The organism is Nocardia sp. NPDC051787, from assembly GCF_040681325.1.
In the GTDB taxonomy this organism is placed as follows: domain Bacteria; phylum Actinomycetota; class Actinomycetes; order Mycobacteriales; family Mycobacteriaceae; genus Nocardia.
This window is the reverse complement of the sequence record NZ_JBFAYO010000020.1, coordinates 21,440-34,677: the sequence shown is the minus strand read 5'-3', so window position 1 is coordinate 34,677 and position 13,238 is coordinate 21,440. Positions and strand designations below refer to the sequence as shown.

General features: G+C 66.2%; 1 protein-coding gene (cut by a window edge). It reads right to left on the bottom strand.

Annotated elements, in window-relative coordinates; translation table 11 throughout:
* Window positions 1–13,238, bottom strand: the 5' portion of a protein-coding gene (locus AB0M45_RS21745) for a glycerophosphodiester phosphodiesterase family protein (protein WP_364331931.1). The gene continues 80,239 nt to the left of window position 1, outside the view; 13,238 of the gene's 93,477 nt are visible here — the first part of the coding sequence; the start codon lies at window positions 13,236–13,238; its stop codon lies off the left edge, out of view.

Below are 13,238 nucleotides of genomic sequence, written 5' to 3'. Positions count from 1 at the left end.
CCGTCGAGAAACAGCGACCGCACGGCCGCATAGACAGTGTCGGCGTCGAGACCGCCGTCGAACAGCTCGGCCTCCGCCGGGACGGTGAAGCGATCACGCGGCGTGTAGGACGAATTCGAGAGCTCGTGGCGCGCACCGGAATCAGCAACCTCGCCCATCAGACGAGCCTTGATGGCCTTCCGGCCACCGCGGAACAGTTTCGTCACCTGCTGGTACACCCGCTGCTGATCGCTTTCGGGGCTATCGGCGTAGCGGTTGGGCCGCAACAGGCGTTCCAGTTGCTCCTTGCGCAGGCTCTGATCGCGCCTGACATGGTCGACCAGGACCGCGAGCTGCCTGTCGTCGAGATCCGACAGATCCCAGTCACCGTCCGCTTGTTGCTGTCCCACCAGTTGATCGAGCAGCGCCTCCGGATCCTTCGCGGCGGCGGTGGCGGAATCCTCACCGCCGATCGGATACCAGCCTTCAACACCACCCTCACCGATGAACACATACTCGACATCGCCTGCGTCCAGGGTCGCCCGCAGGTCTGGGTCCGTGTCCAGCCGGTCCAACGCATCCCGGAGCAGCGTTCTCCGGGACCGGAGCCGGTCACCGCGCAACTTCAGACCTCGCAGCAGCAGCGTGTCGCGCGCGGCGGGGATGGTCAGCGTCCGCTGTGCGTCGTCCAATGCGGCCAGGTCGTTCGACTTCCACAGCGACAGGAACGTGTCGACCTGCTGCTCGATGCCGTCGGTGCCGTCCGCGAATTCCTGGCTCAATGCCGCGAGATGTTCACGGAGCAACTCGCCGAGGCCCGAGACCTCGCTGTTGCCCTGCTCTGCGGCTGAGATCGACCTCTGTAGCGCGGCAATGGTTTTGAAATCGGAGAGACACCGTTGATGGCTGTCGCCATCGATCCTGGCGCGGATGCTCTGCGCGGCCGTCTCGGCGTCCCGCAACTGCCGGTCGATCGCCCGTATCTCCGCCTCCGTCCGATCAAGCACGCCCAGCGGAGGCGGCGGTTCGGTGTAGGTGACGGCGTCCTCGGAGTTCCAGTTGTTCACCAACCGGAGCCGACGGCGCGGTGGCCCGGAACGCTCCTGCGCCCTACTGCTGTGCCGTCCGGAATCCGCTGCGGCCGTGCGGGACAACTCAGCCCGAAAAATTCCGCCCTCGGCAAGAATGCCGAACCACGCCTCCAGCACGGGCCGGACATCGAGGCCGTCTCGCCAGCCGCTCCCCCACGCCGCCGTCAGCTGTTTCACCGCGATGTCGCACTCCCGCCGACCGTCGCCCGACAGGACATCCCAATAGACCACCCATCGCCCATCCTGACTGGAAGACAATGTGTTCCACTCGAGGCCGTGTCCATCCAGCAGTGCGATGGTCACCGATCCGTCAGCCCGCCAGTCAACCGTCACGGATCCGGAACCCACACCCTCGGCGACCCAGCGTTTCACCCAGGAGGCGTCGGTGCGCGGCTGGGCCTGCTGTACCAGCGACTCCACGATCGTGCCCAATTTCTTGCTGCCATGGGGCTGGCCGGCCATCGCGGTGAACCGCGTGCTTCCTCCGTCACGATCGAAGTCGATGCGCGTCGCATCCGCGCCGACGGTCAGAACAGCGCGATGCTTTGCGCGCCCGCCCATCGCCACCGTGGAGCGCCGCGCCATCTCCGCCTCGCTCGGAGCGACCAGACCGATCCGAACCGGAGAGTCGCCGAAAGCCGGTGCGGCCCACGCGCGGAACCTGGACGGCGCGTCGGTGAATCCGACCGCGGCGAGCGCGCCCAGGACAGCACCGGCGGCCTCGGATGTCAGGTCCGCGGTCAGTTCCGACCGGCCGTTCGCCCCGCGGACGCCGAATTCGAGCCGGTGTGATTCGCCGATACCGACGCGCAGACCGGTTTCCGCACCCAGATGCACGGCCGCCGTGCCCTCGGGCACGGACCGCAGCATGGCCTCCGCGGCCGCGATGACGGCCTGCGACAACGGGTTTTTCCACCCCGGCAGACCGGACAGTTTCGCTTTCATCTGGTGCACCACATGATCGACCGATTCGGTCGTGCCCAGCGAGAACTCCCACTCGGCGTACCCGGTCCCTGATGACTCCGTCGGACTGGCGTCTGCCCGGCCATCCCGGGCTGCCTGGCGAGCAGCCTCGGCGGCAAACTGCTCGGCGATGAACTCTTCCTCGCCGGAACGCAGCTGCGTCCAATGCTGTGGGCCTTCCATGCTGCCGTCCCCGAGCCGGAACGGCCGGCGCGTCTGACGCTCCCGCTGCGTGTCGACCGAGACCGGTGGGTGTTGCAGAAGCACGCCGACCCGGTTCAGCTCGACGTAGCCGTTGTCGCTGTGAGCGAAGGCATGCGCGGCGTTGCCCAGCTCGACCGCTTGACCGGCCACGTCGCTGGCAGCCGCACCGACTATCCGTGCCAGCCCCGGCGTTGACCACTCAGCATCCGCGACACCGGCGTTCCACATACCACGGGAAAGGATCGCGATCGTGCACTCGCCGGAGATCGCGAAACTGCGGATGAACTCCGTGCCCATCGGCACACCCGCACGGGGGCGCACCGCGTTATCCCGGACGAACTCCCGGTCTTCCTTGCCCAGCGCCCAGAACCTCATACCGGCGAATGGCATCCGCAGCGCCGCTGCCTCGGACTTGCCGCCTTTCATATGCACCGGGACGACAGTGTGGTCCTCGGTCAGCAGTCCCGACCCGCCCTCGGCGTCCCCGAATGCGTACACCCGGACGTCACCGGCCCACGCCACCGTCACTTGCCCCGGCCGCGCCAGTGTCACCGCGATCGAGCAGGCCTGCGGATTCGCCCCCACCAGGTATCCGGGTGCGACCGCGGCGTGCACCACTCGCTGTGCCGCCTCGAGCGCGCCGTGCACCGCCTGTTCCGCATCGAATCGGTCGGGATCCGAATCCCGCAGCAAGCTTTCCAGATGCTCACGAGCCGCGTCAGCGGCGGCCTGCGCCACCTGTCCGATACCCGTCTTCCCTGGCAGCGGGTCACAAACCACACCCAAGCTGACGGGCGCACCACCGTGCTCGACCACCGCAGACGCCGCCCCGCCGTGGTGCTCGAGCTGTTCGCCGGGATCGCTGATAATGGCAACCGAACCCAGATTCCGCAGCACCCTTCCGTCCGGTTCCGGCCGCGAAGAACGCTCACCATCCCCGTGACCATTCCGTCCGGATTCCTGATCATCCGAAGCCGCCGCCTGCCGCATCGACGACGGATCGTCTGGCTCGGCCGAAGCAACCTCACGCGAAACAGGACCGGGCGAGGCTTCGGCCTGGTCCGCGGCGGATATATCCTCCGGGGCACTGTGCTCCGCCGCCGAACGCGCGGAAGTCTGGTCTGCCCGAATGTCTTCCAGCGGGAACCGGTGGTAGGCCGCCACCGCCTTGCGCAACCGGTCGTACGGTGACTCCGAATCAGGTTGCGCCACAAGCAGGTTCAGCGGAATGTTGCTCAGAATCGCATGCAAAGCGCGCAAGTGCCTGTCCGGTTCGAACAGGTCCGCCCTCAGATCGGGCTGCCCACCTTCAAGCAGACCGCGCACACCTGGATATGCCTCCGCCGCCTCCGCCAGCGCATCCAACACCGCCGCCCGTGCCGCCGCGATGTCGCCACCGGATTCGCTCTGCGATCCCGATTGCCTACTGCCGGACTCCGACATCAATTCTGGCTCAACACCTCCGGCGGATCCGGCCTGCTCCCAGTCGACCTTCTTTCGATCCGGCGCCGCAGATTCGGCGCCGTCGACCGCGTCCCCGGGAAACCTCCGGATGTTGGGATGCGCTTCCGGACCCCGCATCAACTTGCGGTCGGGACCACTCCAACCGCCCAGCCGATCCCGACGACCGGACCCGCCTTCGGGCCTGCCGCCTCGCTCGGTGTCGGTGCCGCCGACGCGACCTGTGTCCGCACCGCCCGGGTCTGGCTGCGTGGCGTCGTTCTCGTTCGAGACGGCCGCGTCGGTCCCGGTGACCAGCTCCTCGACAGACGACACCGGAGCCTCGTGGGCGTCGGCCTCAGACTCGCCCAGCGCGACACCAGCACCATCCCCGTCTGGTCTTTGTCTCAGGAGGCCCGCGTTACCGCCATCCCGTCGGTCACCGGATTCGCGGAACGTCCACGTGGCGCCGGGCACACCGGACACCTTGATCGTCACCACCCGGTCGAGATACGCACCCGAACAGGTGGCGACGAGTTCACCGCCGCCGTAGCCGAATGCCTGCCCAATTGCTTCTGTCGCGTCGCTGATCTGACGCGGATCGGCCCAGTCATCCATGAACTGTTCGACCTGGCGGATCAAGGCCGCCCTTTCGCCAGCGGAAATCGTCCAGGTCGCGATCAGTCGGCGATTGTTCGCCTCGCCGCGGACAGAGAGCTGTAGCCACGTGGCGCCGTCTTCGGCGGTGGCCCGGAAACGCAGCGGACCGGAAGCACCCTCCGGGCGAGTGACCACGGTCTGGCCGTCGAAGTCGTTGCATCCGAGCCACACCAAGTAGCGCAACGTAGGCCGCAGGTCGTCGTACCCCCAGTCGCGCAGAGTCGAATCGAGTTCGCCGCCCCGCAGAGTGGCATGACTGCGCACGATCAGGCGTTGCTCGCCATCCACTGTGTGAACGCCAAGGGGATGTGGTGGTGTGCCGAGAGGCTCGGTGCCGACCGCTGCCCGGGCCCGGTCCAGCGTGTCCGCCAATGACCGCTGTTCCTCGGAGATGTTCTCACCGTGGAGATCCGCTGCGGCAAAAGCCTCGGGAAACGCTTCCGGCTTGTTCAGGTCGCCGTCCCGCAAGCTGTAGCTGGTGAGGCGGTCGGCCTCCCATTGCAGACCGGCTACCTCCGCGTCCGTCCGCTGTTGCACGGATTGGTGCGCGAAATGCCCGAGTTCGTGCAGAATCACCGCGTACCAGGGATTCTCGACCGAACCGACAGCAAAACCGGTGGCAATGTCCTTGGCAGTCTTGCGTCGCAACAGGTCGGGATTCTCTGCCATGGTCACATCCAGCGCGACCACCCCCCACCGCTGCCCGTCGGTGGTGTAGTCGAACGCGGCGGCCACCGCGTCGCGGCTCAGCCATTCCACGCAGATTTCCGCCGGCATCAGATCCGGGTGCATGCGGCTGATGCGGGCGAGCGCTTCGACGATCTGCTCGACCGTCTCCACGGGTACCCTCGCCCGCTCCACGAACCCCACGAGCCGCACCTTGTACCGGTCCCACACATCGGCGACGAGGGCGGCTTTGCGCCCGCCCGGGTCCGGATCGAGGTCCTGCTCGGTCTCCACACGCAGCGCACGACTTGTCTCGGCAACAAGTAGCGCACACAGCGTATCGACGGCCGGGCTCGCGGACGCATCGGTGGTGGCGGCAACGGCGACGCGGGCGAGGGACTCCGCCGCCGCATGCCTCAGATTCGGCGCGCCGTCACGGGTACTGCGCGGACTGAACTGGTCGATTATCCATTTCAGGCTTCCCGCCCTGCTTGGTGCAACATCCGTCGCCGCACAGTACTGCTCGAACAGTTCGACATCTGCCAGGCCGTCGAAGCGGCGGCCGGCGACGGTGCTGTCCATCGCAGCGCCGATCAGGAAAGCGGCGGCGAAACGTCCCGGATGTTCCGGGGTACCGCCGCGCTCCACGACGGATTGGGTCAACAACTCCCGGTCCGCCAGCAGCCGCGCGTTCAGGACGACATCCACCACCAGCCGACCGTTTTCGAGCACGGCTTGCACCCGCCCGAAACTGTCACTGTCGAACTCCGCCGCGGCGGCGCTGCGCACCTCCAACCACGGGAACCGGCCGGACAGTGCTTCCCACTCGGCCGACATCTCCTCGAGGGTGAGAACCTCTGGCCCCTCATCGGTTTCGACTGGTGCGGAAGCCCGGCTTTCGGTGTGACCGGAAAGGCCACGATGCGAGGCCGTCGATCCGATCTCCGCCGGCAACTTCCGCGGCGGCCAGGGCTCGCCAGGTCGCCATATCGGCCCGCGCGGCCCGCGTCTGCGGGCATCATCTCCGGCCGACGGATTGTCGGTCTGCGTAGCCGTAGGTGCCGCTCGTCCGGACTGGTCCCCGCCGGCATCGGCGGACTCCAGGTCGGATTTCGGAGCCGGTGCCGAGCTTTCCACTTCCGGCCCATCGTGCGACTCGGTCTCCGTGGCCTCCTGCAGTTCCGTCTCGGCGATGCGGTCGAGCAGCGCGTCCGCATCGTTCGCGAACAACTCGAGAAGCTCACGCTCGATATGCACCAGGGCAGCGAACCGTTCGGATTCCGTCGGCGGCTGACCGTCGACTCCGGTATTGACCTGAAGGATCTTGTTGGCCAGGGCCTGGTGGGCATCCTTCCGGGCGGTTCCCTGCGGGACCCGGCTGTCGATATAGCCGTAGAGCCGCTGTGTGACGGCATCCGACGCCGCCCTTGCCCTTTCGGCAGCATGTGGAAGTTCGGTGAGCGCAAGCGGTTCGCCGGATCTGTCAGCGGGCGGCTGCTTCACCTTCGGTATCTCGGTGATGTGGTCCGCTCCGACAAGCGCACGCTGCCACTGTGCGCGCAAAGCGTCGAATACCGCAGTGGAGAATTCCTGGTCAACGCCACTGCGTTGCCTGGCAGCCGTTTCGCCCGCCGCGAATTCCGCATTGGCTCTTTCGACGATGTCGCGGGCAAGTGCACGCAAATCGTCGTCGATGTCGCCGACTGGGCGATCCTGGTACGGGTAAATCTCTTTCAGCAGGGCGTGATACGCCTTCTTGTACTGCTGATATCCGGCAGCTGTGGGGATCGCATCACCCAGCAGGATGTGCAGTTCGGTGACGAGTTCCGGCACGTCCTCCGGCTGCCGCGTCATCTGCTCGACCACCGCAACCAGCACCGCCATCGGATCGAGGTTGCCCTCGCGCATGATCGGGGCCTTGATCCGCTCCTGTACCCAGGAATAGAAACCAGGTGGCTGATAGAACGGCAGCCCCTCACTCTGCTCGTCGACATACCTCCGGTATCCCTGATTCAGCCCGGCGGCCACCAGGTTCCGGATCGATTCGCCTGCGGAGCCGACCAGCAGGCTGAGCAGTTCTCGAACGAAGGTATGTTCGTCTGCCGCGAACTGCGTGGCTTCCGGCGTGGCGCCGGTACGGAAACGCCGACTCCACTCCAGGAAGCTCTTCCCGACGACGATCCGCGGAACTCCGGCGGCCAGACGGGGATACAGCGAGAACAGCTGTGACAGCCGCTGCAGGAAGTTTCGGGCGACCGTGTCCGGTGACTCGAAGTACGGTGCGTCGAATCCGAACACCTTGACCCCGTAGCGCTGTTCGATCCACGCCGCGATTTCGGCTGCGGTTCCCTCGTCCTGCAGCCCCTGTTCGGTTACTTCGGTCCATTCCTCGGTGTCCAGGTAGGGGAGAACCGCTTCACGCAACGTTCGTCGCTGATTGCGCGACAGGTAGTCGCGGCGAACCAGGTCCAGTGCGGTGTCTACGGCCTCGAGCGCCGAATCACCGGATAGTTTGTTCAGCAGATCGGCAACCTGCTGTGCATCCGCTTCGGCGGCTTCATACGCCTTCGCCAGCTTCTGGCGCAGCTCGTCGAAGGTCGCCATGGGGAACCCCAGTCCTGCGGACTGGTAGATCTCGGCGTATTCGGCTACCGCGTCGAGGTATTCGAGGATGCCGCGAATCTGGGCGCTCAGCTCATCGATGTCGTCGTCGTGATCCGGTGCGCCCAGAATCTCCGTACGCATGGCGTCGAGTGCGGCCTTCACCTCCTCGGCGGTCCCCAGCCCGCCGCTGCGAGGCGCCTGCTCGGTAAACGACTCGCTCGCCTGCTCGATCAGCAAGGCATACAACTGCGCCGCCAGGTCCGACACGCTGTCCTGCTGCCGTGTCATCTGGTCGACCACCACAGCCATCACCGCTGTGGCGTCGAGCTTTTCGCCGGGGAAAGCGTCGGGTCCGAGCTTTTCCCGGACCCATGCGCGCATGGCGCGGGCCTTTTCTTCCTCATCCGCGTCTTCGAGGTACGGACGCGCTGCGCTGAAGGCCTCTGTCAGCTTGTCGACAACAGCTTTTCGCGCCCGTCCGTCCCCGGCATCGAGTAAGAGCCGGGCCAGATCGCTGTGGAAGGCACGATCCTCGCCGGCGATATCCGAGTGAGATTTCTGACCAGCCCGGAAACCCGTGCTCCAATGCTGGAAGTGTGTTCCCACGAATATCCGTGGCAGCGCCTGAGCGATGTCCGGGTTCCGCCCCAGCAGCGCCGATAGCCGGCGCAACAACTCCCTCGCCACGAAGTCCCGGGGGATGAAGTATCGGCCATCCAGGCCGACAACCTCGACACCGTACCGCTCTTCGAGCCAGGCTTTGATCTCGGCCGCGGTCCCATCCCACCGCAGCCGCAGCTGTTCGACCTCGGCCCAGGCCTCGGCATCCATGACCGCTGCCAGCGCCTGCACCAGCGCCTGCCGCAGCTCCGGTGACAGGCCACGCTCGCGTACCAGCTCCCGGGCTCGGTCCACGACCTCGGCTGAAGGATCGGTCGACAGCTGCTCCGCCAGGGTGGCGACTGTCGCGGCCTCATACGAGGCGAGTTCGTTCCCGAGTTCGGTGCGCAGATTGTCCGGATATATGCCGACCAGCGACAGCAGCTCGCGGGCCCGCGCGGCCGCGGCGTCGGAAGCAGCGGCGCGAAGCTCATCGATCGACTCGTAGACGGCCAGCATCGTCGCCAACCGGTCTCTCGGGACGGTGGGGTTCTTATAGAACCGCAGCAGGTTCCGTGCTTGCTCGGCTACCTCGGGGGAAGGGGCAGCGGTGAAGGCCGCGATCAGCTCCTGAGCATGATCCTCGAGCAGCGCCACATCGTCGCGCTGATCGTCGTCATCAGCTCCCGCCGATACAAAGAAGACCCGATACCGCACACCCCCATCACCAAGGTACTTCGCTGTGCGGGTCTGCATCGTCGTGTATGCGGCACCCTCTTCCGATTCGGGAGAACCGAATACATCGGCCGATTTTCTTCCGGCGGCGGCCGTGAGCTCGACCCACACACCGTGATCACCGTAGATCGATATCTTTGCTGATGCTGCACTACCACTGCCGACCACTGTGTCGACGGCATTCCCGATCTTGTTCGCCAGTTCCCCGGCCTGCTCCGGCGACCACCCGTGCCGTTGCATCGCGGCGTCGGCCTTGGCCGCGATATCCGTACCGGCGTCCTTCGTCCCGGCAAGCACGTTCTCCACCAGATCCGTCCGCTGGGGAACAGAGGGGCTCGCATCCGAAGAACGGATCCCGGGCATCCGGGTGGCGGTGCGGGTTCCGCCGCCACTTCCCGGTCCTGCGGTCGAGCCGCCCGACGCCGACTTCGAACCGTCGCCTCCTGTCCGGGCGGCGGGTTTGTTCTGCTGGCCGGCGATTTCAGATCCGGAATCGGGCCGCGCCTGTTCACCATCGAAACGCATCGAAATGCGGTGGCCGCCACCGCGAATGGGTTCGAACTCGAGTCCCGCTGCCGCCCCCCGCGCCGTCAACCATCCGTTGTTCTCGTTCAGCAGATCCAGCAGATCAACGCGCCCCTCGACATCGATGATGTCGACGCGCACACCTTCGCCCTGCGGCACCTCAACCCGCACCGGCCCACCAGTCTGCGACACCACTTCAATGGCCTCGCCGACGGCAGTTCGAATCCGCGAAACCTCGTCTGGTGACACCCCCGCCTCGGCCAGCCGGACACCGACTTCGTACACCGCCTGCGCCGCGCTGGCGGCATCACCCGGAGTAACGCCCACCCCGGCCGGATCCGGTGCAGCCCGGAATCCGATCGAAAACCGCTGCCCACCAACAGGTATCGGCTCGACACTGTGCATCCGCGTGGAGGGCCGGTCAGCGGGTTTCCCGAATACATCCTGCGCCGAAGCATGGCCGGTGGTGTCGATAATGTCGACCCGCACCGAGTCTCCGAGCTGCCGCCCCTCCACCTGTGTCCGACCGTCGGCATCCACGACACCGACCGCATCGGCAACCGCCTGCCGAATCTCGGCAACCCGCTCGAGCTGCCACCCGGCACGGGTCAGTAGGCGCGCTACCGCATCCGCTGCCCCGGCCGCGTCTCCGGAAACCACCGTGTGGGAGGTATTCGATCCGATCGCACCGGATACCGCATCCGGTTTCCTACCCACGACACCGGAATCCGAAATCCCGGCGGCTCCGGCGTCCCAATCCTTCGCCAGTTGTTCCAGTCGCGCCAGTCGTTCGCCGTCGCTCAGCACGCGCCCGTCGATCGGCGAGCCATTCGCGGTCCGCGAAGCTTCCCCCAGGAACGTCTCCGCGCGCGTACGTGCAGGCCCTTCCGGGAACAAGTCCGGATGCGCCTCGCGGTAGAGCCGCTGCAGAATCGACTCCGACCGTGCCCTGGCCTCCACCGCTTCGATCGCCGAGCGGATATCTGTCATGGGGCCACTGGCTTCCGATGGTGGCGCTATCTGGGTCCGCCGGACTTCAACAGCACTGGGGGTCGAGTCCGGGGCCACACCGGCGCGAGCCGTCTCCCCCGGGATCGTCGCATCCGGGGACCCTGTCTGCACCAGACGGTGAGCCGCTTCGAACAACGCCCACGCCGCATACATGTCCGCCACCCGCGACGGCCCTGCCGGGGCACCACCCATCACCGACACCGCCGAGGAACCCGACTCGCCGGCCAGAGGCGGAGGGAGGACACCGCGCAGCAGGATCGCCATGCTCTGCCGCAACATCAGCTCTGCCATCGGCCCGGCCGACAAGCCGGTCCGGCTCTCCATCGGATGGTTGCCGGATGGCATCTCGGTGAACAGCATCGGCAGCTCGTCGAACCGCATCTGATACCGTGTGCCGCCCCATTCCTCCTGGTAGATCCGGAAGCTGTCGGCCGCGGCGCGCGCTTTGGGGAAGTTCCGGCCCTCCGGACCGTCGAACACATCGGCCGAAACCCTTCCGCTGCTGGCGAACACGTTCACGAACAGCCCGACCTGCCCGGTCTCGGTAGGGATGACCGCGCCCCGCACGGTTGACCCGGCACCGCGGGCCGCAGCGTGCTCGACCACCTCGCCCAACGCCGCGGCGATCGCATCGATACGAGACGGGTCGATTCCGGCCTTCCGCAACGGAGCCAGCACCGGCTCGAGCTGTGGTCCGGCCTCGTCACCGGCCCGGATCTGCACGGTGAAATCGACTCGGCCGCTGTTCGGTTCGGGGATCTCGAACCGAATCCGCTCGGCACCATTCGCCGAAGCGACCTCGATGCTGCTGTCGGGCAACGACCGCAAAGCTCCACCCGGCCGCGACATCGTCGCCGCCTGGCCGTTCGTCACCGTGACATCCACCCGCAGACGCCCGTCCGGCAGCATCGCAGCGTCGACCCGCACCGGACCGCCGGCGTCCACGGCACCCGCCACGTCTCCGGCCACCGCCTGACGCAACGTTTCGACCGCCCTACCAGACCAACCTGCATTGGTTGCTGCCGCCGCGACCGCATCTGCCGCCTTCATAGTGCCGGCCGAATGTCCGCGCGGAATCTCCACGCTCACAGACGATTCTGGGACCGCGCTAGACCGTTCCGGGACAGCTCCGGCGGGCACCCGCGGATCCGGCGCCGCGTCGGCGCCGCCCGGCTTGGCGGCACCTGGTGCGTCCTGCGGTCCGGCCGCCACATTCGATCTCGGCGTGCCATCCACCGACGCGGCACCGGATGGACCGGGCTTGCCGGCTCCGGCCTCACTGGGTGCGGAAGGCGCCTTCGGTGCAGCGCCTTTCGCGCCGACACCTTCCGCCGGGGTCGCTGCGATGGCCCGCGGGGCGGATGTAGCAGTGGTAGACGATGTCGTCGTGCCTGCTGATGGTGCGGTGTGCGCAGAGGATGCCGAAGTGTTCGAACCTGCGGATGACGAGGTGGCAGCCGCCGACGCCGTGGGCGCGCCGGTGCTCGCGCCCGCCTCTCGATGCAGGTTCTTCAGCGGAGCAAGGTCGATCGGCTCACCGGCGTCATGGCTGCGTTTGATGTCCTCGTACGCTGCGGAGGCCTCCTTCGCGATGCTTTCGGAGAAGGCTCGCTGCTCGGCAGTCATGGCGTGTTCGTTTATTCGGGTCTCGCGTAGCAGGGTGCGGAACAGCTGCTCCGCCTCATGCCTCGTCCCATATTCCGGCGCAGGCACATCGGCCTTGGGCGCAGATACCGCACCATCGCTGTTCGGTTGCCGATATGGCTGCGCCATCGCAAGCTCGGCCCGCATGCCCGAGGCGGCACCATGCATGGCCCCGGTTGCGGCACCGCCGAACAGAAGTTCCTTGTGGAACGTCCAGTCGATGGCGCCCAAATCGATAGCACCGTTCTGCCCCAGCTGCATGGCCGCCTGGTACATGATGCCTGCGGTCCACATGCCGACCGCGCCGGCCGCACCACCGGCCGCGCCCGAGATCGTGTTCCGGACCATCATCGACAGGCTCTGACTCAGCCACCGCTCGACCTGTTTCGCGACCGAGACGCCGACCATGCCGCCCGCTGCCCACTGCACCAATGTGCCGAAGAATTGCCATACGTCGAAACCCTGCCGATGGCCGACTGCATTCTGATAAAGCTGGATTCCCGCGTCTGTGGCCGCTCCGATGACACCCATTTTTACGCCGGCTTTCAAGCCGGGGCCGATGATGATCTCCTTGAACAATGGCAGAAGCGAATTTCGCGGTCCCGGCGTTGCCGCCATCAGGGCGAGTGTCTCCCCCGACCGCACCCCGGCTGCGGCGATGGCCTTCCGGCCCCAGCCGAGCAATGTCGGAATGATCATCGCAGCCCACTGTGGTGCAACCATCAAGAGCCTGATGATCGCATGAGCAGTGATAGCGGCGATGATCGCCTTTACTATCTGATCGTACTCGATCTGGGTGGCGGCCTTCTCGATGAAATCCGCGAGGTCATCGAATCCCACGGCCAGGTTTTCGAACGAAAGCTCCCCCGAGATGAGGTCATTGAGCTGGCTGCGTACCGTATCGGCCAGGTCTCCGTACAGCACGTCGTAATTCAGTGCAGAATCGACGGTGTCCTTCAGTTCGGGAGAAAGTGCCCGGACCTCGTCGGCAAAGAATCTCACTACCTCCGCGAGCTCGAACATCCCGTCCGGGTTGCTGTCGTTGTACTCGTCGAAGAAGTTCAGCGCCGTCAGAATTCTCGGATCTATCCATGCCCACAGATCAGTAACAGACAT